Source organism: Puniceicoccus vermicola, assembly GCF_014230055.1.
GTDB classification, from domain to species: Bacteria; Verrucomicrobiota; Verrucomicrobiia; order Opitutales; family Puniceicoccaceae; genus Puniceicoccus; species Puniceicoccus vermicola.
The window spans coordinates 1-26,540 of the sequence record NZ_JACHVA010000075.1 but is presented as its reverse complement, the minus strand read 5'-3'; the positions used below and the strand labels follow the sequence as shown (position 1 = coordinate 26,540).

19 protein-coding genes and 1 tRNA gene are annotated in these 26,540 nt (G+C 52.2%); 8 read left to right on the top strand and 12 right to left on the bottom strand.

The genetic code is table 11. From position 1 onward, the window contains the following. Window positions 1–127 precede the first annotated feature (127 nt). The 3 genes from H5P30_RS08140 (at window position 128) to H5P30_RS08130 (ending at window position 4,368) form a co-directional block, all read left to right on the top strand. Window positions 128–1,138, top strand: coding sequence for a LacI family DNA-binding transcriptional regulator (locus H5P30_RS08140; RefSeq protein ID WP_185692453.1), 1,011 nt, complete (start codon window positions 128–130; stop codon window positions 1,136–1,138). An 83-nt stretch (window positions 1,139–1,221) separates the two neighbouring features. Further along, a complete protein-coding gene (locus H5P30_RS08135) occupies window positions 1,222–2,223 on the top strand; it encodes a glycoside hydrolase family protein (RefSeq protein ID WP_185692452.1) in 1,002 nt (333 codons plus the stop codon). A gap of 168 nt (window positions 2,224–2,391) precedes the next feature. Further along, a complete protein-coding gene (locus H5P30_RS08130) occupies window positions 2,392–4,368 on the top strand; it encodes a sodium:solute symporter family protein (RefSeq protein ID WP_185692451.1) in 1,977 nt (658 codons plus the stop codon). 549 nt (window positions 4,369–4,917) lie between these two features. Here H5P30_RS08130 and H5P30_RS08125 read toward each other — a convergent pair. The 9 genes from H5P30_RS08125 to H5P30_RS22825 form a co-directional block, all read right to left on the bottom strand. Beyond that, window positions 4,918–6,426 (bottom strand): sulfatase family protein, encoded by a 1,509-nt coding sequence (locus H5P30_RS08125; RefSeq protein ID WP_185692450.1) that lies wholly within the window; start codon window positions 6,424–6,426, stop codon window positions 4,918–4,920. A gap of 418 nt (window positions 6,427–6,844) precedes the next feature. Further along, window positions 6,845–7,000, bottom strand: coding sequence for a GIY-YIG nuclease family protein (locus tag H5P30_RS08120; protein WP_185692449.1), 156 nt, complete (start codon window positions 6,998–7,000; stop codon window positions 6,845–6,847). A gap of 115 nt (window positions 7,001–7,115) precedes the next feature. Then, on the bottom strand, window positions 7,116–7,385 hold the full coding sequence (locus H5P30_RS08115) for a GIY-YIG nuclease family protein (RefSeq protein WP_185692448.1): 270 nt from the start codon (window positions 7,383–7,385) through the stop codon (window positions 7,116–7,118). Window positions 7,386–7,426: 41 nt separating this feature from the next. Then, window positions 7,427–7,503 (bottom strand) — tRNA-Met (locus H5P30_RS08110). A 96-nt stretch (window positions 7,504–7,599) separates the two neighbouring features. Beyond that, the gene (locus H5P30_RS08105) at window positions 7,600–8,706 is read right to left on the bottom strand and encodes an AI-2E family transporter (RefSeq protein WP_185692447.1); all 1,107 of its coding nucleotides are present in this window, start codon (window positions 8,704–8,706) and stop codon (window positions 7,600–7,602) included. 650 nt (window positions 8,707–9,356) lie between these two features. Further along, complete coding sequence (locus H5P30_RS08100) at window positions 9,357–9,590, bottom strand: hypothetical protein (RefSeq protein ID WP_185692446.1); 234 nt, start codon at window positions 9,588–9,590, stop codon at window positions 9,357–9,359. After that, on the bottom strand, window positions 9,571–11,478 hold the full coding sequence (locus tag H5P30_RS08095) for a polysaccharide deacetylase family protein (RefSeq protein WP_185692445.1): 1,908 nt from the start codon (window positions 11,476–11,478) through the stop codon (window positions 9,571–9,573). Before H5P30_RS08095 ends, H5P30_RS08100 begins: the two co-directional genes overlap by 20 nt. Window positions 11,479–11,558: 80 nt before the next feature. Further along, the gene (locus H5P30_RS08090) at window positions 11,559–14,891 is read right to left on the bottom strand and encodes a hypothetical protein (RefSeq protein WP_185692444.1); all 3,333 of its coding nucleotides are present in this window, start codon (window positions 14,889–14,891) and stop codon (window positions 11,559–11,561) included. Window positions 14,892–15,547: 656 nt separating this feature from the next. Next, entirely contained in the window at window positions 15,548–15,772 is a 225-nt protein-coding gene (locus tag H5P30_RS22825) for a helix-turn-helix domain-containing protein (RefSeq protein WP_185692443.1), read from the bottom strand. Between the two features lie 152 nt (window positions 15,773–15,924). Between H5P30_RS22825 and H5P30_RS08080 the strand changes: the two genes are divergently transcribed. After that, window positions 15,925–16,065 carry a hypothetical protein gene (locus H5P30_RS08080; RefSeq protein ID WP_185692442.1) on the top strand — a complete coding sequence of 47 codons (141 nt, stop codon included), beginning with the start codon at window positions 15,925–15,927 and terminating at the stop codon, window positions 16,063–16,065. A 272-nt stretch (window positions 16,066–16,337) separates the two neighbouring features. On the opposite strand, the gene H5P30_RS08075 is transcribed toward H5P30_RS08080, so the two are convergent. Further along, window positions 16,338–18,482, bottom strand: a complete 2,145-nt coding sequence (locus tag H5P30_RS08075) for a glycoside hydrolase family 52 protein (protein WP_185692441.1) — start codon at window positions 18,480–18,482, stop codon at window positions 16,338–16,340. Window positions 18,483–19,076: 594 nt separating this feature from the next. Next, window positions 19,077–19,259: a hypothetical protein gene (locus H5P30_RS08070; RefSeq protein WP_185692440.1), complete on the bottom strand. Its 183-nt coding sequence runs from the start codon at window positions 19,257–19,259 to the stop codon at window positions 19,077–19,079. 70 nt (window positions 19,260–19,329) lie between these two features. On the opposite strand from H5P30_RS08070, the gene H5P30_RS08065 reads away from it, so the two are divergent. The 4 genes from H5P30_RS08065 to H5P30_RS08050 all read left to right on the top strand — a co-directional run bounded on the left by H5P30_RS08065 (window position 19,330) and on the right by H5P30_RS08050 (window position 25,892). Then, window positions 19,330–19,731, top strand: a complete 402-nt coding sequence (locus H5P30_RS08065; protein ID WP_185692439.1) for a hypothetical protein — start codon at window positions 19,330–19,332, stop codon at window positions 19,729–19,731. 285 nt (window positions 19,732–20,016) lie between these two features. Further along, window positions 20,017–21,060, top strand: coding sequence for a Gfo/Idh/MocA family protein (locus H5P30_RS08060; RefSeq protein ID WP_185692438.1), 1,044 nt, complete (start codon window positions 20,017–20,019; stop codon window positions 21,058–21,060). 7 nt (window positions 21,061–21,067) lie between these two features. Continuing rightward, window positions 21,068–22,021: a Gfo/Idh/MocA family protein gene (locus H5P30_RS08055; RefSeq protein WP_185692437.1), complete on the top strand. Its 954-nt coding sequence runs from the start codon at window positions 21,068–21,070 to the stop codon at window positions 22,019–22,021. An 85-nt stretch (window positions 22,022–22,106) separates the two neighbouring features. Beyond that, window positions 22,107–25,892 (top strand): FlgD immunoglobulin-like domain containing protein, encoded by a 3,786-nt coding sequence (locus H5P30_RS08050; RefSeq protein ID WP_185692436.1) that lies wholly within the window; start codon window positions 22,107–22,109, stop codon window positions 25,890–25,892. Between the two features lie 169 nt (window positions 25,893–26,061). Here the strand turns inward: H5P30_RS08050 and H5P30_RS08045 are convergent. Beyond that, a partial coding sequence (locus H5P30_RS08045) for a transposase (protein ID WP_185692435.1) occupies window positions 26,062–26,540 on the bottom strand: 479 nt, incomplete at its 5' end.

The window sequence follows — 26,540 nt, the reverse complement described above, 5'->3', positions numbered from 1 at the left end:
TCATCTGGATATTCCTTCTCGATTCTGGCCCAAACCGATCGATAGGTCTCAATGACAAAACATCCACCCCACAGCCCCCACGATTAAACTGATTCCATTTTTTCCCCACCTATTTTAGTAAACAGAGATGAGCGCACCAAAACTCAAAGATATCTCCAGCAAAACCGGGTTCTCCCTCTCCACAGTATCAATGGTCCTGAATAACCGACAGGATATCTCAATTCCGGAGACTACACGCGACAAGGTGAAACAAGCTGCCAGCAAACTCGGCTACAAGCCCAAGACGCGCACACGCCTAAGTAAAACAATTATCGTCGCTACCTTTCAGGACCTCAGGAGCTGTTTTGAGAACCCTTATTTCTCTGAGATTTACCGCGGTATCGAGGAAACTATGGAGGCACGCGGTTTCCACGCCATCATCAAACGCCTCCACAACAAAGACTGCCTACAGGACAGCGACATATTTACCCGCGGAAAGGCAGACGGCGTTCTCGTCCTGGGCCCACCACCAAGCCAATTCCTGAGCGAACTCAAGAAGCTCAAGATGCCGGTCGTCATCGTCAACGGCACAGTCGATTCAAGCTGGGACTCGGTCATCCCCAATTACGAAGCGGCCTTCGGACTGACTCTCGATATACTGAAGAAACTGAATCACAGCAAAATACTCTGCGTCAAATCCTCCTACTCAGACGAACAGTCGCCCTTCGTCTCCTCGCACCTCAACCGAGCCATTCTTTATTCCGGCCTGAGCGAGAAAAACATAATCATGGTCAAAAGCGAAGGTGACTCCTCCGAAGAAGGCTATGCAGCGGTCAAGAAATACCTTTCCGAGAACCCAGGTGAGAAATTCACCGCAGCCTTCTCCGGTTTCTCGAAACCATTCGGAGTCATGCGCGCCCTGACCGAAGCAGGCTATTCCGTCCCCGAAGACATCAGCCTAATCGCCATCGGCATAGACCCATGCCTTCCCGAATCGGAGGCTAAAATTTCAACTATCCTGTACCCGTTGCATCAGGTGGGACAAGAGGGAGTCCTGCGCCTAATCCAGAAAGCCGAAGGACACTCGACCAGCCCCGGCATGCTCGTGCTTCCCGTACAATACGAAGACCGAGGCACAGTCTCGGAAGCAAAGAGTTGACCCGCCGCATTCATTTTTAGTCATCCAGGCCCTTGCCAGATATGCCACAACAAAAACCGTGTTCGCCCACCGTGCTTCCCCCAATGAAGTCACAGTTCAGCAACTTCTTTCGAGAAGGGCCCAAGCCTTTTAGTCCAGAAGAGTGCTTTCGCGAAGATGGTTGGCATGTGTGGTGCGGCTCGCTGCTCAAAGACCCCGACGTCGAGCAATACCACCTCTTTTACAGTCGCTGGCCTGTCTCGGAAGGCTATGATGCTTGGGTCACCCACTCCGAAATCGCACATGCCATCGGCTATTCCCCCAAAGGCCCTTTCACCTTTGTCGAACGATTGTGGCCACGAGACAGGAACAGTCAGCTCTGGGATGCCCATTGCTTCCACAACGTAACCGTCAAATCATTCGAGGGACGATACTACTTATACTATATGGGCAATGCGGGAAACGGAGAATGGTGGACCCACCGCAATAATCAGCGCATAGGAGTCGCCATCGCCGACCACCCCAATGGCCCCTGGATACGCCAAAAAACCCCGGCTCTCGATGTTAGCCCGGGCGCTTGGGATTCACTCATGGTTTCGAATCCGACGATAACGGATACCTCTGATGGGCGCTTCATGATGATCTACAAGGGCGTCGGTGAAGGAAAACCGCCCTTCGGTGGACGCGTTCTCCACGGCCTGGCCTGGGCAAATACTCCCGAGGGCCCATTCACAAAGTACCCCACGCCGATTTTCGATTTTGATGAAACTGACTTTGCCTTTGAAGATCCCTACCTATGGCGGGAAGACAATGAGTACTTCTGCCTGGTCAAAGACATGCAAGGCACTCTGTCCCCCTCCCGTGAGACCAGCGTCGTGCTGCTACAGTCTGAAAATGGCACTGACTGGAGCCCCAGCGATCCGCCTTTGGTCCTTAGCCGGACACTGCAATCCACCGATGGACGCAGCATAGCCTTTGAGCGCGTCGAACGCCCAAATCTTTTCATACAACCCGACGAGCCCCCCGTTCTAACTGTCGCCGTCCAACCCAAAGATCCGGGTGAAGCATCCTTCAACATCCGCCTGCACTACGACCACGGCGTGTAAATCTGCCTTCACCTCCCGTTTAGGCCGCTGAAGCCTACGCCGCCAGGAGATCGCTAATCCCCTATCCAACTTTTTTTCAACGATTTTTCTGCTGCCCCTCCGGGCTGGTCACGCAGCTCGTCCCAGGGCCACAGGAAAACACCTGTGTAATTATTTTTCCATTACCCTATGAATTTCAGCCTAATCGACTGGTCCATCATCATTGCATTCGGCGTATTTCTTTTCGCGGTCGCCGTTTACGCAAAATCGCTCACTCTCAGCGTCTCGGACTTTCTGGCCGCCAACCGCTGCGCCGGACGCTACCTGCTCACACTGGCTGACGGCATGGCCGCCCTAGGAGCCATTGCTGTAGTGGCCAACTTTGAAAAGTTCTACAAGGCCGGCTTCGGCGGAGCCTGGTGGGGAATGATGATGGCCCCTATCGCAATGATCATCGCCCTTTCCGGCTGGGTCGTCTACCGCTACCGAAAAAGCCAGGCTATGACTATGGCGCAGCTTTTCGAGATGCGTTACAGCCGAAATTTTCGTGTTTACGCAGGCATTCTGGCTTGGGTCTCGGGTATCCTGAACTACGGAGTATTCCCCGGCATCACCGCTTTATTTTTAATCCACTTCTGCGGCCTCCCAGACAGCTTTGAGTTTCTCGGTTTCATCTGGCAGACCAAGCCCGTCATCATGGGTATCACCCTAAGCATCGCGGTCTGCTTTACCCTGTTCGGCGGACTGATTGCGGTAATGGTGACGGATTTCTTCCAGTCCATACTTCTGAACATCAGTTTCCTCGTCATCTTCTTCATACTGATCACCTTTGTCTCGTGGGACAGTATCGGAACAGTACTGCAAGCCGCCCCAACGGGAAAATCGATGCTTAACCCCTTCGACCAGCACGAGCTGACCGATTTCACGGTCTGGTTTTTCCTCATCTTCGCTTTCAAACTCGTCTACAACTGCCTCGGCTGGCAAGGCAACCAAGGCTACAATGCTGCAGCCAAGAGTCCGCACGAGGCCAAAATGGCCCGTGTCCTCGCTGAGTGGCGCAACGGGATCACCTATATGCTGATGCTGTTCGCGCCGATCTGCGCCTACGTCCTGCTGAATGGAGGCGGAACGCCCGAGTTGGTTGACAGTGTCAACAGCGCAATCGGAGCCATCCAAGACCCCCAAGCTCAGGAGCAAATGCGAGTTCCCATCTTACTCTCGGCAATTTTGCCTGTCGGAGTGCTCGGCATGTTTGGGGCCGCGATCATAGCAGCAGCCATCTCCACCGACGACACGCAGATTCACTCTTGGGGCAGTATCTTCATCCAGGACGTGATCCTCCCCTTCCGCAAAAAACAGCTTTCCACCAAAGCCCACATGCGACTGCTCAGGCTTTCCGTCTGCGGAGTCGCCACATTCGCATTTTTCTGGAGCCTGTACTTTCCGCTCAAAGACTACTTACTGATGTACTTTCTACTGACTGGCACGATCTATCTGGGCGGATCGGGCGCGGTCATCATCGGCGGACTGTACTGGAAACGAGGAACGACACAGGGCGCTTGGGCCGCGATGACAGCTGGCTGGTTGGTAGCTGCCGCAGGCATTACCTTGCAGCAGATCTGGGGAGACGTCCCCGCCCTCACCAATATCAGGCCGGAGTTCCCCCTCAACGGAGCCTGGCTGGCTATGATCTCCTACCTTTCCTCCATCGCCGCGTACATCACCGTCTCCTTGCTCACCTGCAAAGAGCCCTTCCCTATCAATAAAATGCTTCACGGCGACAACAGCAAAGACGACGACGGCAAGAACAGGGAAATCGTCCGGGACACACGCAACTGGCTCCATCGCATCTTCAATTTCAATCAAGAGTACACACGGGGAGACCGGGTAATCTACTACCTGAACGTCGGATGGACGATGGGTTGGTTTATCACCTTTATCATCGGCACGACATGGGGATTGATCGTTGGCATCGCCGATCGTAGCTGGCTGAGCTTCTGGAAGGTCAACATTTACCTTTACGCCACAGTCGCCAGTATCACTGTCGTATGGTTTATAATTGGAGGTATTCGCGACATCCTCATCATGGTTCGCAAGCTAAAGTCCACTGCCCGCAATCCAGAAGACGACGGCACGGTCCACAAGCAACTAGGACCTTCGGATTAGAAAAATCGAAGTTACACCTACAGTTTTCCGTAAATACGGATGAACCTTGCAGTCTGATCTCGGCCTGGAGACAGCCCTCCCGTTCCCTCGGATGTTTCCCCAAAACAGCTACGTCCGGACAAAGTCAGGCGAGCTCATGAGGAATCTGGACGCCCTCTCCTAGCGGACCGAGAGGCAACGGCCAAGCAATCACCGACACTTCTGGTTAGGAATGACGCGAATGATTCGCGACGAAGAAGACGTTATCACACCAACAAATCTCCATCACCCCAGAGCTCCCACCGCTCTTCTACCAGTTGGAGAATTCTTCCCAAGACCTAGATTCGATATTGAGAGTCGTAAAACCCATCTCCGACAAGGAAGGATAGCTTCTCCACAACCTTCAAAGTGGCGCCCGACTGCAATCAGTTTAGAATAAACGCCCTTGTAGCCGGGTTCCTGGGGAGCGTGCCTTACCGATCTGGCGTATTCGCAAGAGCAAAGTTGGCTAACGATTCGAATGGAAACACAGTAGGCGCATGCTTTCCACCCTACCGATTCCTGATTCTATTAGAGGTAGTTGATGAGTAGATCGTTACGGCCTCCGGGTTGGAAGGCATTGGCAGCCCGCCCGTCACTCTCCTGCGGCACCACTCTTGATTCGCCCAGCTTCTTAACAGTCTGCACCAGCATCGGCGTTGTGGTCACGCGCATGCTCTTGATCAGCCAGTCTGTCAGCAGGGTCATCCCAATACGGACCTGCTCTTGATAAGCCTGATCGTCATAAAGATTAACCCGCTCGGAAGGATCGCTCTCAAGGTCATACAATTCGCCCTCAGGCTCCGCCCCAAACATTCCCGCCGGATAATGGACCAGTCGCCAGCGATCCCAGCGAACGGCCTTGCTCCATGCATTTTCGGTCACGGCAGCCTCGTGCACCGAGTCGACTGACCCATCGACCAATGGGCACAGGCTCTTACCATCAGCATAGTTCATCTCCCTCGTACCACACAATTCGGCCAAGGTCGGTCCGATATCAATATTCTCGACAAGCGCCTTGCACTCCTTGCCTGCACCTGGGAAGCCGGGGATACGCCAAATCATCGGGACACGGCAGACTTCGTCCGAGCAGATACCCGGAGCTTTTTCCAAGATGCCATGAATACCATGATAGGCACCGTGGTCGCTACCGAAAACCACGATCGTATTATCGCGCAAACCACGCTCATCCAAAAATTCCATTAACTGGCCGATGACATAGTCGACCTGAGTGACACAGGCCAGTGTCCCGCGCCAGCACCGCCGATAGAGGGCCTCGATGTCCTCACCGGGTTGACCAAACTCAGGCTGCATTTTCCGACACTCCTCCCACTGCTCACGGAAGTGAGACGGACGGCCATTGGGCGGCAAATTCCAAGTCGAAGGCAGCTCCAAATCCTCAGGATACATTTCCCAGAATCGAGGATTGGGCAACAGAGGATGATGAGGCTTTTGCAACGAAACCTGGATGCAAAATGGCATCTCTCCACTCTCCTCCATAAAACTCATCGCCTTACCGGCACACCACATCTCCTGAGTTCTCTCCAGCGGAAGCTGCGAAGGCATTGCATCCATGGGGATTCCACTACGCCCGTAATTCTTAGAGTTATGCCAACTGTCCTCCAAGTCCCGCAAACCGTCGCGTTCCAGCCCGCTCAAGAACTCGCTCTGGCCATGAATATTGTCAGCAGACTCATAGGTGTCTCCAAACTCGTCCACATCATCGGCGATCCAATTTCGTGGAGCACAGGGCAAATGTAGTTTTCCGTAGGCAGCCGTCCGGTATCCCTCAGACCGAAAGTGTCGAAACAAGTTAGGCAAGTCCGGGTTGGCATTTCCGCTCAAACCGTAATAACCATGGTTGTGACAATACTGACTCGATGCAATACAGACGCGACTGGGCGTACAAATCGGATTTTGGCAATAAGCGTTGGAGAAAGAAACACCCTCCGCTGACAACTTATCCAAGTTCGGCGTTATCGCTTGCGCGTGCCCCGCAGCTCCCATCCAGCTGGCATTGAATTGATCCGCCAGGATCATGAGTACATTTGTCCGATTCCTTCTCTCCTTCATAAGCATAGTGCACCAACGGTTACAGGGATTCTCCGATGTCGATGGAGTCACCCATCGCCACAAACACACCAGCACATCCATCATATATTATCGAATAAAATATATACTAAATTAATCGATAATTTTAGTTAGTAGCCCCAAAGTTGCCTATGAATGGAGAGAATACAGCGACCCAGGGACGAAGTCTTTGTCGCCTACGAAAGCGAATCCCACATAAGCGCGACCACAGGACCCACCTCGGCTTGATGGATATGGAAAAAAGTTCCTGCTAGAGCGTCAAGTGAAGGCCCCGACCCAAGGTAGCGCGGGTTGACCCAACCCGCACCCAAGTCAGAATCCAAGCAACCAACCCTTCAGCACGTGGGAGCCATGAGGCCATGGCTCGCTACCTAGAGAGAAGATACCGCGGCGCCCGAAAGGCGGCCCATTCCGACTCACCGTTATTGTGTTGACCGAGACGATGATCAACATCCTCCGAGAGACCGATGTAACGACGTCCTTTTGCGTTCTCGAGAACGTAAACTTGATACTCTTTGCTCATGACATGGCGAAGGCCGCGATCCTTTCGGATGCGGCCTTCATTGGGTGCAGGGCTAGGATTTGAATCCCGCTCAGTGGGACCAGCTTTGCTGGCCTAGGATCCCGCGGACGCGGGATTATGAGCCTGACGAGCCGCTATACTCATCCATGATTACTTGCAGGCCGATCCCGCTCTTCTGTCGCTTCATCTTATTTTCGAGCTTTCTCGCCTCGGAAAGCGAAAGTCGGCTGCTCGTCCAAATAAGCTTCCAGGGACCATGCTTTGCTGTCCACTTTGACTCACCGTTATTGTGTTGACCGAGACGATGATCAACATCCTCCGAAAGGCCGATGTAGCGACGTTCTTTTGCGTTCTCGAGGACGTAAACTTGATACTCTTTGCTCATGACATGGCGAAGGCCGCTATCCTTTCGGACGCGGCCTTCATTGGGTGCAGGGCTAGGATTTGAACCTAGGACCTTCAGGTTATGAGCCTGACGAGCTACCGGGCTGCTCCACCCTGCAGTGCTGTAAAAACCCTGAATTAAGATGGAGAGACGATCTTCTGACAAGGATAAATTTGAGAAAAATAAAAATTCTTACCGTCACCGTCTGCAAAGCCTATTCTTTCGCCAAATCGAGCTCCCTTTCTTCTCCCGACTGATGGTCGGAGAGATCCGAAATCTGCCGATTCAAACCTCCTACCTTTCCGTTGCCCGATAGAAGAATGGCAACGAATCGAGTTTCGGGAAAATAGGAACAGACAATCATAATGATCACGGTGATCGGCACGCAGAGGAACATTCCCGGGATGCCCCAGATGGACCCCCAAAGACCGAGCGACACGAGAATAATGATCGGGCTGAGATTCAAACGATTCCCCATCAACTTCGGCTCGATCAAACTGCCAACGCAGAACTGTATCGTAGTCAATACCGAGGCCGTGACAATGAAGGGACCCATGGTTTCAAACTGAACCAAGGCGAGCAGGGAGGGAAAAGCCGTAGCAATGATGGAGCCGATCGTGGGAATGAAATTCAAAAGAAAGATCAAAACCGCCCAGAAACTGGCAAAAGAAACCCCGACAAAGTGGAGGACGAGGTAACTCAAAAGGCCCGTGGCCGCACTTGTCAGAACCTTAATCCCGATGTAGAGGCGGATATCATCCCGAATTTTCTCCATGATCGCGAAGGTGTCATCCTGACGATCCGGATCAGTCACCAGAGAACGAATCTTCCCGGGAAACGTCCGCTGTTCGAGAAGGAGAAAAACCAAATAAACAATGATAATGCCCGTACTACTGAGGAGAGCCCGAACGGTTCCTCCAAAACTCTGCAGATACTTCCGAACGTCAAATTGCCCGAGAAACTCCTTAAGATTCGGAGCCTGCTCTACTCCGAAAAAGGTATAGCCCTTGTTGATCAGAACCTCGAGATTCTGCTGATACCCAGGGGCCGCATTAACCACCTTGCCGATATTGACCGTGATCAACTGAACCACGAAACTCAGGGAAAGCAAAATAACCGCCAAGGCCAAGACCACAGCCAAGGGATGCGGAATCGACCACTTTCCAATCCGAACGGAAGAAATGGTCCGCCCAAAAATACTGATCAAATAGGCGACAGCCCCCGCAATCACCAACGGAAGAAGGAGCGACTGCCCGACATAAAGAAGATGAAAAACCAGAAAAACGATGATCATCGCCATCGCAACACGGAGAAGCTTCATAATGGAAAAGGTTGTCATAATTTTCTGACTCCGGGCGACTCCAAACATACTAAAGATTACAGGTTGGCTTCCCGTGCTTCCTTGAGCATCGCGCATCCGGCGTGCGTGCTACCTGTGAAACTGCTTCATTCCCAATAAATCCACGAAACAGATGCATACCAATTGTCTGATGGCCCAACTCCCGCTCAGTGGATTCGAGATTGAGTAAACCAAAGGAGATGAAAACCACAGCTGCGAAATATGGGAGCTGATCGAAAGGAGATTTCTCGGACCTGAGTCCACCTATCGAAAGATGAAAACAAACGGCCCAGAGCAGAGTATCTGCGACTGCGGCCTTACGCAGAAAGATATTATTTGTCGCCGCGAGGAAGCATACTAGATCATTTTCACTTTGCGGGCTCACGACCGGCGGAACCGAAAAACTAGGTTCTACCCTCTACCAAGCAGATCAAATATCAATCTCGGCACCGCTGAAATCTACAGAGGGCTCTCTTTTGATCTAGAAATCCTCATCATCAATAGGTTCTAACTGGCAAATTCTGACATTCCAGCAAATTACCCCCTCCCCTGCGGGGAGATGTGAAGGAGCCCAATACTACTAACTAGGTTAACAGATTTCTGATAAATGAGCCCCTCCCCTAATACCGAATTTAGTAAGGTTTGACCGTTATGGTGCAGAGCAGAATCGAAGCAGCGCAAGGCGCAGGGATCGGATTCGCATCGAGATACGCTCCGATCCCTGCAACGCCGTGACCTTCGCTCAGGCTCATTCTCCGCCCGCCATAACTATCAAAACCTCCTAAATTCGGTATAACAGCTAAACCCTGACTCGACATCAAAACGCTTCGAAACCGAAGACCTTCCTCAATGACTGCGAACTTCATAGGTAAAGTAATCGCGCTTTCTGTCAGTCCGATTATTTACCTTATGAATTGTCACGAATCGATTTAGTCCCGGTTGAATTGGAATATTTCCTCTCTCAGATTTGGGCACCTTGCGGCCATTCAAATAGACCCCCTTCAAGCGGGCGAAGCTCCTTGAAACCAGCACTCCCCCTTGATCGGAAACGAGCTCCCGAATAATGAAATAATAACGCTCACCGGATGGGGCAGATTCTAGCTCATCGCTGAGTCGTAAATCCGTTGCGAGAACATACCGATTATACATAAGACGTTCCATTTCTGTCGGTCCATACCAAGCGAGACTCGCAAGTTTTGCGGCGCCAGGCTCGGACAATTCAGCTGCCCTCTCCGAAATACTCAAATCCGTGAAAATTCCCGAAACGAATGAATCATCTCGAAACCCGGCCTCATAGGGCGGCTGCACTGCCTGATCAAAAGTAGAAACGAACACTCGCTCTGCTTGTCCATTGGCGAGGTAATCGATCTGACACAGCAAGTAAGGCACACCCCAAAGATATTCGCCGGACCCAATCACTTTAAGCGGTCGCTCCAACTTGAGGGTTTCCCCGCTGGCAATACCGACCAAATTCTCGGCCAGTGGGTTCTCGTATTTCGGAGGCAAAATATAACTGAGACGAACCTCTTCAACGGAGACCGAGGAACGATTCGATATCTGCAACTGGAGTTGATCATTTGCCCCAAGGTAAAGCCACGCTCTTAATGAAGTTTCAGACGCTGATCCCGCAGGTTGCGATGGCTGGTTAGTCAAATTTCTAAAATAAGAAATTTCCCGTGGAATTTGGGCGAAATCAGGAGGCAGCAGATGAAAAATGGTCCCCTCGTCATCAGACCGAGCCATGACAAGTTCTCCGTCTACGAAGACTCTGGAATTGGGCACTGAGAAGCGAAGGCTCAAAGGACTATTGGAGCCCAGATCGGATGCATAGGGCACCCGAATCTCATAGGTGACTTCATTGTCCTTCCGATCAGTCACTGCCCATGAGGTATGCTTCAACAGTTTTTGATAGGCCGCATAGTCTGACTGGTCACAATACCACCAATTCTCTCGATTGGCGTATTTCTTGTAAATCTCCTCCATTTCACCCCAACTCTCATCATTATACAGCCAAACATGAACTCCAATAGAGACACACGGAGCTTCAGCATACCATTCATTCGGGTCGCTCATAATCTGCTCGAACCGCTGATCGAACTTCTTCATCGAAGGGTTTTTATCACCGGCAGAAATAGGACTAACCGTCGAAACGGCATCGAGTTCATCCGGTATGCTTTCGGCGAATCGTGCATAGACATTATGAGTATAACCAACACGTTGTAAGCTCTTAGCGATTTCTCCCTGCATAAAGGGCCGGGCTCTGTTCCGAAAATTACCATCGGAAAAACAATAACTGTTGATCGGTTGATCCCGCTCGGATTCAAGAATTGCCCGAATCTCGGCAACTTCCCAAAACATCTGATTGATTGATAGATTCGTGGCTAAACGAGGATGCGTCATCGAGTGAGCTCCCAAGTCGGCATCCAGGGCTTTGAGTTGATCGAAGTCCAAAGACTTCTCTCCATTCATACCATGGTTCATATAAAGCGTTCCATGGAAACCATAGTCACCCATCAGTTTCAGCATCCTGTAATGACGCGGATTACTATCATCCCAACGAGTTGTAATCGCTAATTCCCGGTCATCATAAAGTGGGCACAGAGTAAGCTTCCCGGTATAGTCACTCGTTTGAATTCTAACTTCGCGGGTGTAGAAACGCAGATCAGAATCAGAGGCGAAGAGGTCAGGAGAGCAAAAGGAGGTTAAACTCAGTGCCACTATTGGAAGGCGCTGAAAAAAGAGTATAGGAATCATAATTCAATGTACAGTCAGGCTGAAATATTTAATATATCTCCATTCTAACTACGGAGAGTCGATTAAATGACTACGTTTGTTTAGAGGGCTTCAGCATTGACAGTAATGGGAACAGAGAAGCCGTTCTCCAGTTTAACCAAAATGGTCGCTTCTAGCTTATCTCCGGCACTCAAGCCTGCAGTTTGCAGAGTCAGCGTCAGCGACTCAGTGCTGTGCGCAGAGAGAGTGCCAGTTGCGGGAGCCACGCTGAGCCAATCCACGGTATTATTCATGCGGACCTCGTAGCCCAGCGGGCTACTGAGCGTACCCGTTGTCAACGTCACATCGACTGGTGTCGTAGAGCCACCAGCGACGCCAGTCAGTTCAACAAAGTATTTGTCAGCATGAATTGCAATGGGACGGATGGGAAACATCGAGCTGTCACCATGTTCGATAGCGCCCTGGTCTGGAGCATTACCTAGATATTGGTCAGCGAAGTTGGGCAAACCCAGGCCATCATCAATACCTGATGAACCACTCGCGAGGCGGAAGTCGCCGACAGCCGCGTTGACGAAGGTCGGCGCGTCGTCGAGTATCCCATTAGCTTCCTGGCCCGCGGCATATTCCGTACTCGCCGTGGAACTGCCTTGAGTTGACAAGTTATCGTAGTCGAAATCATTCCAAGGGTTCTGTTCCTCATCGCGTATCGTCCTATTGTACTTGGGATTCGAGTTGGTCGTGCGAATGATATTATTGCGGGTCTGACCCAGAAACATGGAGTAGTTGGAATCATCCCCAAAGCGGACACTCGTCAAGCCATTGCCCTTTCCATGAATCGTGTTGTTGAAGAAGAAACTTTTGCCCTTCGAGTAGGTCGTCCCCCCACCCAATTTAACAATAGAGAAGCAACTGTTTCGGTCGTCCCCTTGGTTAAACATAAGGTTCTGATAGACGTACGACGGACCGACAATACACGGCGCTAGACTTAACCCAACATAACAACTCTCGATACGATTACCAAAGAATCGGATATTCATTTGCCCACCATCCAATTCGGTGGAGTCATCATTAGCGAAAGCCAACATATTGCCATAGATATCACTGTCGCGATAGAAGGAACCACGTTCTTGGTTGTTGTTTTCGCCCTCGATAACATCGTTCCAACGGATTTCATCACTACCAATCAAATCATTGTAGCGGACAACGAAATTGCCTTTCATTATCTTACTGCTGGTTCCCGTAATGTTCTGAACATAGATCGCGCTTGGACCTGCAGGATGCTTGCGGCCCTCCCAATTGTTGGCGGATGTCCGCGGGTCGTGCATATAGCAACGCTCTACCGTCACACGTGAACTCTCATACAGATGCACGCCCGCATCTTTGTTGATCGCAAACTTCTTCCCCTTATTCTTATCCTCGAGCGTCTCATAAGAGTAGACTCCTCCCATGTAATTTGGCTGGCGCGCCCAACCCGACATTTCGCAATCAACGATACGAATCTGATCAGACATCTGCACCTGCACCGCGTGACGACGACCGCCCTCAATTTCGATACCCTCAAAAATCAAGTAGCTGCTGTTGAGAACTCTCAAAGCAATATCATCCGCATAGCCCCCATCGATATCGTTCGATCCGGTGCCCACAATCTTGATCCATCCATCGGGCTCACCATGCATATCTTCAATCAGGAGTTGCCCACCCGTATAGAGACTGGCAACTGAAATGGTCTGCGCAATGGTTGGGGTAGAATCCCAAGTAGCCACTAGGGCACCCGCTTCATCAAACTTTATACCATCGGCTTCCAGCACAACTTGCACCTCGTAATCAGTCGCTTCATTCAGCCCGACAATACTGCTGCGATACTCACCACGAGTGGCGTCGAACTCCGGCTTGTAGGCTTCATACCACTGCGTCGTGCCCGTCTCTCGATAGTAGACGTGCGCCACTTCATTGGCAATCTGTTCCTCGCGACTAATATACACCCCAACCGATTGATAAGTCGGCACTAAGCGAACAGACAGGTTCTCTGATTCGTAGAGATTCACTTCATCCAAGTAAAGTCTCGCGCCCGAATTCTCTTTTGGAAACGAAATTGAAATTTTCAAATATGCAGTTCCAGCTGGTGACAGATAGTAAGGACTGGAAAAGGCTCGGTATGGAGCCGTACCCTCAATATCGATAATATTGTCGGTATCGCCCAATTTCGTCGTTCCATCCGCAGCGAAAAATGAAATTTTTATCGACGGGCTAATGGAAACATTCTCGATCGCAGCGAGTACCGAAAGTATATAATAAGTGCCCTCGTCTGCTGGAATCAAATCATGAGAATACGATTTATAAAAGCTCGCTCCGTCGAATCTAGCCGCCTGAAGGCCAGTAGCCACAACAGTTGTTTCAACGTTTGCGCCCCCGCTCCAATCCGAGACACCATTTTCCATACCAGGGTCTGGCGTCAAATTAGTGAGTGCTTGATCAATAAAGTTCGGCGATACGAGACTAGACTCGTATGCATCTGTGGAAATCAAGACATCATCGAGATAAGAAATGCCCGCTCCTGGCTTGGCTGCGGAAAAATAAAAGCGTGCATAATCCGCACCTACTGGTGGGTAGATGCCATCCGCGTAGTAGACCGCAAAAGCGTTGGTTCCGCTGAGGGAAAGTAAAACATCGGCTGATATTGGCGAATCACTGGAATCGTAATAACGAATCTGGATGATTCCACTCGATGTGGCATTCTCCGAAGCTGCCGCAAAAGAGACCGCATACTCCTTCGAGGGGTCGCAATCAAACTCATACCAGGAATTTTTCCAGAAACTGCCATGCGTAATGGCCGAAGCGTTCACTCCCTCGTAAGCATTGCTACTGGAACTCGCATGGCCTTTATGCCAACCAGCAAACCCATTTTCAAAACCGCCGTTCGCGTTGATGATTACCTCCTTGTGCGAAAATAGGTCACAAAAGAGGTCATCGAAGTAGACCTGCCCGTAAGTCGAATGACTTTGCCCTACATATAGTTGAATGACTGCATAATCCGTCGCGGTAGGAACGAGAACCGTATTTTCACAGTAGGTCCAATCCTGCGTGCCAGACACGCTGCCTGCTGAAATCGTGGAAATCGCCTGATTCCCCGAATCATAAAAGGTCACCCGAATCCCCCCGCCACTCGTAACAATATCCTCACTTTTCAGGTAGCCGCCGAAAGACATGATTTGACCCGGTTCACAATCAACCGACTGCCCAATCATCCGCCAAAAGGAGGTTTGGTTGATCCTACCGGATTGTGAGCCCGAATAAACTTCGATCGTCTCCAGAGAAATGCCAGACCATTGAGAAGTGCCGGACTCAAAGCCCGGGTTTTGTAAAACTTCGACAGCAGAAGCCACCAAAGTGAGTGATAGTAACACGCAGCAAGCAGTCGCCAGGCGATGAGTCATCCTATGATTCATGGATAAATTGGGGCTGTAGGGTGATTGATGAAGCCTCGCGTCTAGAGTCGAACTTGAACGCAAGCACCAGAAAGTGACGGAAAACTGAGACAACCCATCTGACTATGTCAATATAAATAAAAATACTTCACGCCATCCGAAATCTCCGCAAAACAAGCAGCCCAAGTGCTGATCCCACCCCCGACAGCCCCAAAAGCCTGGAGAAAACTCAATGGCTGTCAGCTACTAAAAAAACGTTTTCACTACGAGGCATAAACCAAGAACTCTGCCCTCCAAAGTGCTCAATAGAACCCCTATTTCTCTGAACAAGGTCCAGATCGGTGCTAACGACCGAGCCATAAAAAACGATTACAACTATTTGACATAGTCAAAACGGCCTCATTCAAATTATCGAACTTTTTCCGAGGTTTACGTTCCAACAGTAAACGCGCAAAAGGTGCATTCTATAACGAAAATGCGTCAACCACAGTCACTGAATTTATACCTTCAGCTTACAAAAGTATAAACTCTTCGCCGAATCCCTCAGGTTATCCTCCCTGGACAACTGTGTGGTCTCAAACGAATTCCAACCAGATATCCACAATGAAAATATCTACAAAGAAAGCCCTACTTGTTTTCGCATGTGCCGAAAGCCACCCTCCGGCTCAACATCGATCCCGTCCTAGCATCCGCCTCCGATACTCACTCGCTTTCATTCCGAAGTGCCGACGAAAATTCTCCGCAAATCGCTTGGGATCAGACCACCCTACCCTTTCTCCAATTTCTCCGACCCGTGCATCGTCCTCGGCAACGGCGCTCAGGTCTGGTATGGCGCCACTTGGATCTATTCGCCTGAAGAAATGCCGATTGATTTCGAACTCCAAGGACACTTCATGACTTATATCCGCTGGTCGCTCAACGGTGAGCCGCTTAATCTGGAAGACCCCGAGCAGGATTACGGAAATGATCCAGATATGTACACCCGAAAATTGTCCTCTAATACCGAATTTAGGAAGTTTTGATAGTTATGGCGGGATGAGAAATGAGCCTGAGCGAGGGGGATGCGCCCAGAATCGAAGGTCGCGGCGTTGCAGGGATCGGAGCGTATCTCGATACGAATCAGATCCCTGCGCCTTACGCTGCTTCGATTCTGTGCTGCACCATAACGGTCAAACCTTACTAAATTCGGTATAAGTCAGTTACCCTCAAATCAGGTTGGAATCAGGTGTATTTCCGAGCCTACAACGTCGGCTATGTCCCTTTCCGCGTCGGCCTCAAACTAATTGCCTCCTCGACCAGGCTCTGGCGTCTTCACTTCTCAAACCATTCACCGGAATAGATATCCCATCCTCACATCCCAGACGCAGGCACCCTCCACCTTCAAGAGTGTATCATAATTATCCAAAGTCATGTAAGCGATCGCCAGCTAGCTATACGATCGTTACATTTGCTCTATTATTTTCCCTCTCGCAACCAAAGACAACTCGTCACAATCCTTGGATAATAACGACTGCCCATTGACACCACATCGGTCACATTGACCTGATCGACCATGGCGTACTGTCCGATCACGGCCGTTTGCTGCATCCTTGCGTGCACGGCATCGGCAGGTGCGCCAGCTTCAGAGGCAACTTCCAAGCCGGGAAAAACTGAACGAAGAACGTGCTGAGAAATCGCGATTTTGCTGAACCAAGAATTCTTGCTCGTACTGGAGATTTTCCAAGCTCCCGTCTTGGCATCGAGGCAGACCCCTCGTTGCAATACATTCTGCATATGCTGCCCCAGCTTGTCGAAGAGCTCCGCATGACGCGTCTTCAGCCCGTCCACGAGGCCGAGGTAGTGCGGAAAGACAAGGCCTTCTACTGCAGGCAGAATACGGGAACGATTACCGTCCTCGAAGACAGCAGGGAACATGCCGCAGTCAGTTTCAAACTTGGCCGCGATCGCGCCAGCCGCCCGATCCGTCGCGGCGACAGCTTGGGCCTGCCATTCGGTCTCGCCCAATGCCGCCTCAGCAAAAACTTTTTCCAACAGCGACCATGCCGCGTAGGCTTTGACAGAAATATACAGATTGTTGCGCGCCTGCCCCAGAGAAACATCAAGTGAGTCGTAAGTTGTGATCTCCGCGCCGTCCGGACCACAACGATCACTGTCGAATTTGAGCAACCCCGTGCGTAGATCCGCATCAGGATGATCCCGGCGCAACAGGCTTTCGGCGCAGGCGATGAAAGTCGCCCGCTTGGCCTGCAACCACTCGCGGTCCTCGGTCGCCAGCACATAAGTGCCAGCACAGCAGACCCAGTTGATCAGTTGCTCCATCGTCATTTGCGAGAAACAGCCCGTAATCTGACCACACTCGTAGCAGGAAGTTCCCGGCAGCGTAAACTGATCCATCACCCCCATATCGTGGACAAAGGAAATCCCACCGTCGGTATCGATACCTTCGGGCACATTCAGGCTGTCACGAAAGGAGTAACGTTCCACAAAGAGATCCAAAGTGTTTTTCACCACCCAGGGCTGCCAATCTAGCTCGAAAAACACATGGTCGATAGTCAGGTCGAAGGTGTTGATCATACGATACTCCCCTTCGTTAACCACCCAGAGTGGCTTTTTCTCCGTCTCGTCCCAAAGCAGTTCCGTGCTACCCCAGTAGCTGTGGGTGGCCTGCGCAATCAACCACTTCTGGTCAGCGTTCAGCCAATCGGCTCTCGCCAGTTCCGCATCGCGATTTTCCGCTTGCTCACGATAGTATGCGTGCTGGGCAAGACCATGCCGCAACACCGATTCCAAATCGTCGAAAAGCTTCGTGTAATAGTAGGACGCCGTTAGACCAGTGGTCATGACCCCACTCTGATAAAATCCTAACGAAACCGGAAAGCTTGCCTGCTCACCAGCTCCAACCCGAAACACCACCGCGCCTTCCGGGCCGAGCAAGTGCAGCCCCCGATGGTCCGTACATGCCTTTGGATAAAATATACTCAGCGCTTGTAAACGACGATCAATCATTTCCGGATCTGCCGCAAAGCCCATTCCCCGACCCAGTGCAAAACCAGCCAGATCCGGAGCCGTATCCTCAAGAGGACGCAATTGATGAGCCGCATGTCCGAGTCCAAAGACCAGTTCGACCGCCTTAGAGCTAGTTCGATTGTCAAAGCCCACCTCCAACTGCACCACTGGGGCAAAGGCCAGACGTGCAACCTCCTCTGATAAGGTTTCCGGCGATTCCGTACGCCCAAAGGGCGAATAGATCTTCAATTCAAAGCCGTCATGCGACCAGATGTCACTGGCCCAGCGAAGCTCGCGCTTCACTTCGTCCGCGTCTAACATGACCGGTGCATCCTCGTCGGCCGCCCCTTCCTCGGCAAACTCACTGGTATAAGCAGCCGCAGCCGGCACATCAGGCTCAATGTAAAACGGAAGTAATTGCCACTTTTCATCTGCGGCGCCTTCACCACCAAGCTTCCGGTAGCCGGCAAAGACATCCTGATCCGCCGGGCCGGACAACGACTGTCCCATTCCCCCACGGGATTGTGGAAGACCAATCGTGAAACTCGCAAAAGCGCCCATCGGCGCGTGCTGGGTATGATAATGAGCAGACATAATAAAACGAAATGCAGCAGAACTGAATACTGTCCTATTTATATTGATTTACAACAATATATCAACAACAAAGCAAAACACGGGTTGAAACAGTTAGATTCAGTTCTAGGAAGCGATCTCAGAAGGCCAGAATACCAAACTCTACAAATTCCGTTTGGAAGTTACCACAAGTAACACATGAAAATAGAGCATATCCCCTAACACAATCCTGAATAAGCCACGCACTACTTGAAGCCTGTTTCTCTCTTTGCTGCTGCCCAATTCTCCCAGGTGGATACCTAAGTGCCAAAGGGTTCATCAACGATTCGTTCGACACGGGTGCCACAATAAGTACCGGTGACGATTTAGATCCCAAACGAGACTCCCTCTCCCAAAAATTCCTACGACACCCATCCCCGAACCGAGCAAGTGCAGCCCCGGTGATGCGTTCACGTCTTCGGAGAAAAGATACACAGAGCCTGGAGACGACGCTCAATCGACTTAGGATACGCGGCAAACCCCATCTATCGGCCCAATGCAAAACCGACCAAATCTGGTACCGTCTCTTCGAGGGTCCGCAATTGATAGCCGGTATGCCGTTTGATCAGACAGAGTCTACGGCGATTCCGTCATCCCAAAAGGCGAATAGATTTTCAATTGAAAGCCGTCATTCGGCCAGATGTCATTGGCCCAGCGAAGCTCGCGCTTCACTTCGTCCGCGTCTAACATGACCGGCGCATCCTCGTCGACCGCCACTTCCTCGGCAAACTCACCGGTATAAGCAGCCGTAGTCGCCACCTACAGCTCTACATAAAACGGCAACAATTGCCATTTCCCATCCGTTTCACTCTCGGCTCCCAACCGCCGGATGCTGGCAAAGACATCCCGATCCGCCGGTCCGGACAGCAACTGTCCCATTCCGCCCCACTGGGTCGAGGAAAAGGAACTTTCCGGTAGCGAATCCGACGAAGACGCCGACGACAACGAGAACGGGGTAAAGATTATCGTGGAGTTCTCCCTCACCCCACACGCGCAGGCATTCGACATCACGGTCCTACCACAGATCGACGTGGAACCGACCATGATCCACCTGCGCTACCAACCGCTGCGCGACTCCGTTCAATATCAACCACTCTGGTCCGACGACTTATCCCACTGGGATAACCATGGATTCGAATATTCTTACGACGACGAAGAAACCATCGCCTCGATCAGTAAGGGACCCGATGGCCACCGCTTTCTAAAGCTCAAAGCTCTCTCGCAACCTTAGGCATCGGAGCGAAGCGAAAACATCGGGCGAAGAACTCTCCCTAGAATCTCGGGTTCTTTCGATTCGCCTTCAGAAATTCGACCTCCAGTAAACAGGGAGCCAGCGGGCGAACGAGCACGCTTCTGATAGGGTCTTTCCGACGTTGGGACCTCCATCCACCAATCGTATTCAAAGTGTATGTATTTCCACCACGAAGTATGTCGTGCTACAAGAAAACTGCCCCTATCCTTTTCGACTCCTTTTTTCACAGATTCGAGAGGCTCCGGGACCACTTTTTTTTATTTCATGCAATCAGGACGCCTCAGAATAGGAATCATCGGCCTCAATTTTGGTCGTCATATTTTATCAGACCTCGATTCAGGCTCAGCCTCCCAGCATCTTTCTCTCGGGGCGGTTTGCGATCTCGATGCCGCAAAGGTTCAACAATACTCCGAACAGTATTCCGTGAAAGGCTATACCGACATGGACGAGCTACTAGCCGACCCGGATATCGATGTTGTAGGCCTCTATACGGGCCCCAAGGGACGGGCCGGCTTGCTGAGTCACATCATCCGTTCGGGGAAGGACGTGATAACCACAAAACCGTTTGAGCTGGATCCAGAGGCGACCAAAGCCGTTCTGGACGAGGCCAAATCGATCGGACGAATTATCCATCTCAACTCCCCTACCCCCAAGCCGAACGCTTTCATGGAGCAGATCCATGCCTGGGAGCAAAAATGCAACTTGGGTAAACTGGTCTATTTCGGCGGAGAGGCCACCGCCTCCTACCGCGAGGAAGCTGATGGCAGTTGGTTGGACGACCCGGAGCGATGCCCGGTCGCCCCGATATTTCGCCTCGGCATCTACCTAATCAACGACATGGTCCGTATCGCGGGAGGCATCGAATCTCTGCAGGTGCTCGGCACTCGGGTCTTCACCAAGCGACCGACCATGGATAACGCCAACCTCTCCATGACCTTCGAAAACGGCGCGATCGGCAATATCTACGCCAGCTTCTGCGTCAAAAACGGCCAGCACTACGGCAACTCGCTCATCCTCCACTACGAGAACGGCAGCATCTATCGTAACTGCGATATTCAGGACTTCGGCACCGCTATGCAGGAGTCTCACTTGCGCTTGGTCACTGTAGACGCCGACAACCAGCAGACAACCCACGAATGGCGTCAACCCGGCGGCAGTGGCCAATACGCTTGGTCCGACTTCTGCGAAGCCGTGCGCACGCGCGACATCACCAGCACGCCGGCCGACGCCATCGTGCATGGCGTGCAAGTCATCGAAGCCATGATCCGCGCCCAAAACAGCAGCCAAGTGGAGAAGGTCAAACATTAGTTGAATTATGTTACGAATCGGACTCTACGGAATCAACGGGCACCAGATTCACAACAATCTGGTCGAGCATCCGCTGGCTGAACTGATCGCCATCGCTGAATTCCCCCGCGAGAAACTTCCAAACACACTCAAAGAGGAACATCAGATTCAGGAATACGATTCACTTGAGGCCATGCTGGCGAACAGGTCAATCGACCTCGTCTGTCTCTGCTCGCCCCGCCGATCGGATCAGGCCCAGCACGCTATTGAGGCCCTCGAAGCAGGCAAGCATGTCTATGCAGAGAAACCCTGCGCACTGACCGAAGACGAACTGGATGCGATCCTCGCTGCTGCTCACAGAACAGGCAAAATCTTTCACGAAATGGCCGGCACCGCCTTCGGCCAGCCTTACCTCGCCATGCGCGATGTGGTTCTGAGCGGCCGAATCGGCGAGGTAGTACAGGTCATCTCGGAAAAGTCCTACCCCTACTACCCTGAGCGTGCACAGGACGAAGAACTCGACGGCGGTTTGATTTGTCAGAACGGGATCCATGCCCTTCGCTTTATCGAGCACGTGGCAGGCACGCCCATTCAATCGATTCAGGCGATTGAAACCGGCCTAGGCAATCCGATCACTGGCGGAGGACTGCAAATGGCTAGCTCAATCATCGCCCGACTCACCAACGGCGGGGTCGCCACGGTCAGCTGTAACTATTTGAACCAACCCGGCTCCGGCGTCTGGGGGGAGGAAGGCCTGAAAATCCTGGGGACCCAGGGATACGTCGAATCTCGCTCCGGCGGGGAGATCACTCGTCTCGTCATCGGCGATCAGGATCATGGTCCCCTCGACACAGAGAAACTCTCCGAAGACTGGCTGAGCATGGTGCTGCGCGATTGCCTGGGGCAAGGCCAGATGCCGATCACGCTCGAGTCAGAGCTCTCCCCGACCCGCTGGGTCATCCGAGCCAAGTCGACCGTATAGCCCGCGTCACTTTTCCCCTTCACAGCTTTTTCATTCATCTTTCCAAAATCCGTAATCCATCGAATCTCACCCACAAACAGCAATTATGACCGTCTATCGAAAAGCAGCCCTGCTACTCCTCTCAGCCTCAGGCATATTCTTCGCTTCAAGCCTCCCTGCTCAAGGCGACGCGAGTAACCCAACATCCAACAACCGTGAGATCACCGTCGTTCCCGCGCCGGGAGAAGTGGTGATCGACGGAGAGACAAGCGACTGGGATCTTTCCGCAAGCATCTGGAGCTACAACGATCCCACCCTCGTCGGCAAATACTCGGTCTGGACCTCACTGATGTGGGACGAGAAAGGAATCTACTTACTCGGTCGTTTCCATGACATTTCATCTCTGCAGAATGGAACCCGCGGTAAAGACTTCATGCAAAGCTGGCGGTCCGACGCGATGCAGACCCGCGTCATCTTTGAGGATGGCGAAGAGGATGAGCACCAGATGCATATCAATCTCTTCTATTCCACTCCGGAGGAAACGCCCTACATGATCGTCAAGCATGGCGGATTTAAATCCAAGCCTCCCTACGACGGCACCGGCCCCGACCGTCCGGACCAATTGGAAAAGTATGGTACAACAATGGAGAAATTTGGGGGCGAGATCGCCTTTCAGGAATGGGAGGATGGAGAAGGCTACAACATGGAAGCCTTCTGGCCCTGGTCTTATCTTCGTACCAGCGGCGAACCGCTTGAACCCGGGGAAGAGTTCAAGTTTGGCATCGAAGCGATGTGGGGCAATAGCGACGGGACGAAGCTTTCTCACCGCTTGGCGGACAATCTAAAGAATGATCAGGTCAACCGTATCTTCTTCTTCCGGGCTCGCGACGGATGGGGCCGGGCTGTGATCAGCGAAGAGGGTGACCTGGCAATTGCCAGAGCCCAAGAGGAACTTCAAGCCGAGCGTCTTAAGATGTTCGTCAACTACGAGACCGAAGGCTCCATTCCGATCCAATATACTCTGGAGAAGGAGGGAGAGGTGACCATCGCCATCGACAACGCCAACGGCGAGCGAGTGCGAAACCTCTTCGGACAGTTCCCGCGCGAAGCTGGGGAAAACACTGATTTTTGGGACGGCCTCGACGACCAGGGCAACCCTGTCGCACCCGGTGAATATACGGTCACCATCGTCGACCACGAACCATTCGAACTCCAAATCCTCAATAGTGTCTACAATGCCGCCACTCCACCGTGGCCGACTGATACCGGCCATAAAATCTGGGGCAGCAACCACGGCTACCCGACTACCGCTGCGACAAGGGGCGACACCATTCTTCTCGGCTTTACCGGCACAGAGGGATCTTCCGGTTTAATGAACATCACTTCCGATGGCCTAATCCAGTGGAACGACTCCTATGAACTGATCGATGTCACCCTCGACGAGAAATACGCTTACGCCTTTTCCCGCGACAGCTGGATCAAGCAGACTGTCATTCGTCGCTACAATTTGGAAACCGGGGATCTTGTTCTGTTTGAAAATGACGACAAGAGCCCGAACTCTGTCCTTCCCATTGAGAACGAGGAGGTCAAAGACGGGACCATCGCGGTAATCGGCGATCAGGTCTTCGTATTCATTCGTGGCAACAGCTTTTACCGACTCGACGCATCGACCGGGGCGTTGGAAGGCCAATTCGAAGCCCCTGGACTCATCGCCGTGGATGATCGCAATGGAGTTCTGCGCGGACTCTTCGAGGACGGCTCCATCCGCGTGCTCAACGAAGAAGGGAAGCCCACTGAGGTCGTTTTTCAAAGCGATAAACTGCAAGACCCGGTTCGGTTCGCTTTGAGCCAGGATGGATCAACTTATGCCATCAGCGATCAAGCAACCAACCAGGTATTCTTATTCAACCCCCAAGGAGACCTCGTACAAACCATCGGCTCGCCCTATGAGGCTAAGGATGGGAAACGCCCAGCCGGTGAATTCGTGCAAGAGGATCTTATCCGCCCTCTCGGTCTAGACTTCGACTCCGATGGCAATCTCTGGCTAGCCGAAGCCTCCGGCACCTGCCGCCGCATCACCCATTGGACTCCTGACGGCGAACTCATCGCACAGTTCTGGGGCGCCGCCGACTACGGGGCCATGGCCGGATTTCCCCTGACCTACGACTCGAACCGCTTCATTGCCCACGGAGTGGAGTTCCAGCTCGATCCCGATCCGGATATCGAGAATCGTCCTACTCAGGAACAACCTCTTTTCTTCCATCCGGCTCTCGCTAAGACTCGCGGTCTGGTCTACGAGTTCAACGGCTACGAGTACGCGGTATCCGTTCCTGGATACAACAAGCAGAGATACGTAATTATTGCCAAGAGAAACGACGAGGGAGTCTTCACCCCCGTTGTTCGCATCGACTATCCCTCGGGGCGAGGCGATGACCGTGAACCCGGCAAGATCTGGACCGACCTCAACGAAAACGGTGAGCAGGATCCGGGCGAAGTGGTCGAGGGTTTCGAAGCCCGTCTTCACTACTGGAGTAATGGATGGATGCGTCCAGACATGACCTTCATCACGCCCGACCAACAGGTCTTCCGTGTTCAAGAATTCACCGAGGGTGGTGTTCCGGTCTATGACTTAAACCAACCGGAGATTCCGGAAAATCATTTCGACCCGGATTTCCGGTCCAGCCGTTCGGGCACCATCGTTATGGACTTGGAGGGAAATCTCTCCGACGGGATCAATTACTCGACGGTCGATGGAAAGACCGGCAGCTATCCAAATCCCTATGGTCGCCACGACGCACCAGCAGCCAGCCGGGGCCTCCTCATCGCCCCATTCCGCACCAACGGGGTCGTGGAGGATGTTCCCGAAGTCGGCAGCGTCACGGCCATCGGCGGAGATCGGGGAGAGTGGTTTCTCATGACAATGGATGGACTCTTTCTCTCGAACCTGTTTCAGGATATTAAGGGTGATGTCACCCTCGACGAAACCTATCTTGGCGGTGAATCCTTCGGCGGATTCATCTGGAGGGATGAAAACGATCGTATTCTTCTACAACCGGGAGGCTCGTCCTACCGCATCATGGAGCTCCTCGGCAGTGAGACGATCGAGAAGGAAGTGAAAACCATCTCCGTCAACGAAGAGCAGATCTTCAAAGGCATTGCTCTGGCCGAGAAACGAGCCGCAGAAGGAAACGTGGAGCCGGAAGCCCTTCAGATCGCCAAAGTTCGCAAACTCCCTCAATCCGCCCCGGAAGCCGACACCCGGTCGAACGATTCACTGATCACGGGGGCCGAAACTTTCCGAGTCCAGGAGGCGGGCGATCCGACCCGCTGGTTCCGAGCCGCACTGGCCCGCGACAACCAAGATCTCGCCGTCGTCTGGCAGGTCAACGATACAAATCCGTGGAAGAATGGTGAAAAGCAATTCACTCATGCCTTTATCGGAGGCGATGCGGTCGACCTCCAGCTGGACGTACCAGGGCGTGGCCCCATTCGCCTTCTTGTCGCTCCGATCGATGGCAAGAACACCGTGATCTACTGGCAGAAAGAGGCCGAAAACCCGCAGAATCCGATGACCTACGTCGTCAGTAACAATCCCGGCAACGCCCAGGAATTTGACGTGGTTAAGATTCTTAAAGACGCAAAAGTATCCGTAAACCAAGGAATGCTAGGATACAGTGTTCTCCTCAGGGTGCCTTTGAAAGACCTCGGAATCGACCCATCCCTGGATCAGGATCTCACTGGGATCGTCGGAGTCATCTTCTCAGACCCGTCCGGCACCAACCGAGTTTCCCGCCTCTACTGGCACGACAAGAACACCGGTATGGTGTCCGATGTGCCCTCGGAAGCGAAACTCAACCCGAAAAATTGGGGCGTGATCGGGATTGCTGACTAGTCGAGCCACAGGACGTCAACATCCGTAACCTCAAGCGACTCAGAATCTCTGAGGCGGCATGATAGTTCCGTTCCATTGCTCGAGTAAGGGCAGCTATGGCTGTCCGGCAATAGATCGGTAAACGGACGGCCTCTTCACCGAGAAGGGTTGCTTGTAGGTTATACCTAATCTAAAAAGGTTTGATATTTAATATTGCGGCAGAACCGTTTGCTGAAGCCCGTATCCAGCCGTTTCCGACAAGGCGTATGACTTGGATGGGATCGGCGATCCAATCATTCAGGTGCATTGCGACCACTTGGTCGAGTCTTTCGATCGTGGGCCAGAGTCTATTGGAGGTATGGTCCTGGATTAGGTCCCAGAGTTTCTCGATCGGATTGAGTTCGGGGCTGTAAGGTGGCAAAGCCACCGGATAGATCCCCTCCGGAACCCGTTCGTGGGAGCTGCACTGCGGATGAAAACCAGCCCCATCCCAAACGACGATGTGTTCGTGCCCGGGAAACTGCTTTTTGATCTGCAGAAGGAACTGCTCGGTCCATTGCAGGTTTACCGTCGGTGTCTGTAAAAAAACACTCTCACCATCGACGACATCGAGGGCTCCGTAACAGTAACTCCACTTATACTCGCTTTTCCAGAGTTTGTGAGGTCTGA

Bases quoted from the DNA above. Each gene is read 5' to 3' on its own strand.
- H5P30_RS08140 (WP_185692453.1), top strand. From the start codon at position 128: ATGAGCGCACCAAAACTCAAAGATATCTCCAGCAAAACCGGGTTCTCC.
- H5P30_RS08135 (WP_185692452.1), top strand. From the start codon at position 1,222: ATGAAGTCACAGTTCAGCAACTTCTTTCGAGAAGGGCCCAAGCCTTTT.
- H5P30_RS08130 (WP_185692451.1), top strand. From the start codon at position 2,392: ATGAATTTCAGCCTAATCGACTGGTCCATCATCATTGCATTCGGCGTA.
- H5P30_RS08125 (WP_185692450.1), bottom strand. From the start codon at position 6,426: ATGATCCTGGCGGATCAATTCAATGCCAGCTGGATGGGAGCTGCGGGG.
- H5P30_RS08120 (WP_185692449.1), bottom strand. From the start codon at position 7,000: ATGAGCAAAGAGTATCAAGTTTACGTTCTCGAGAACGCAAAAGGACGT.
- H5P30_RS08115 (WP_185692448.1), bottom strand. From the start codon at position 7,385: ATGAGCAAAGAGTATCAAGTTTACGTCCTCGAGAACGCAAAAGAACGT.
- H5P30_RS08105 (WP_185692447.1), bottom strand. From the start codon at position 8,706: ATGAAGCTTCTCCGTGTTGCGATGGCGATGATCATCGTTTTTCTGGTT.
- H5P30_RS08100 (WP_185692446.1), bottom strand. From the start codon at position 9,590: ATGAAGTTCGCAGTCATTGAGGAAGGTCTTCGGTTTCGAAGCGTTTTG.
- H5P30_RS08095 (WP_185692445.1), bottom strand. From the start codon at position 11,478: ATGATTCCTATACTCTTTTTTCAGCGCCTTCCAATAGTGGCACTGAGT.
- H5P30_RS08090 (WP_185692444.1), bottom strand. From the start codon at position 14,891: ATGACTCATCGCCTGGCGACTGCTTGCTGCGTGTTACTATCACTCACT.
- H5P30_RS08080 (WP_185692442.1), top strand. From the start codon at position 15,925: ATGAGCCTGAGCGAGGGGGATGCGCCCAGAATCGAAGGTCGCGGCGTT.
- H5P30_RS08075 (WP_185692441.1), bottom strand. From the start codon at position 18,482: ATGTCTGCTCATTATCATACCCAGCACGCGCCGATGGGCGCTTTTGCG.
- H5P30_RS08065 (WP_185692439.1), top strand. From the start codon at position 19,330: ATGCTGGCAAAGACATCCCGATCCGCCGGTCCGGACAGCAACTGTCCC.
- H5P30_RS08060 (WP_185692438.1), top strand. From the start codon at position 20,017: ATGCAATCAGGACGCCTCAGAATAGGAATCATCGGCCTCAATTTTGGT.
- H5P30_RS08055 (WP_185692437.1), top strand. From the start codon at position 21,068: ATGTTACGAATCGGACTCTACGGAATCAACGGGCACCAGATTCACAAC.
- H5P30_RS08050 (WP_185692436.1), top strand. From the start codon at position 22,107: ATGACCGTCTATCGAAAAGCAGCCCTGCTACTCCTCTCAGCCTCAGGC.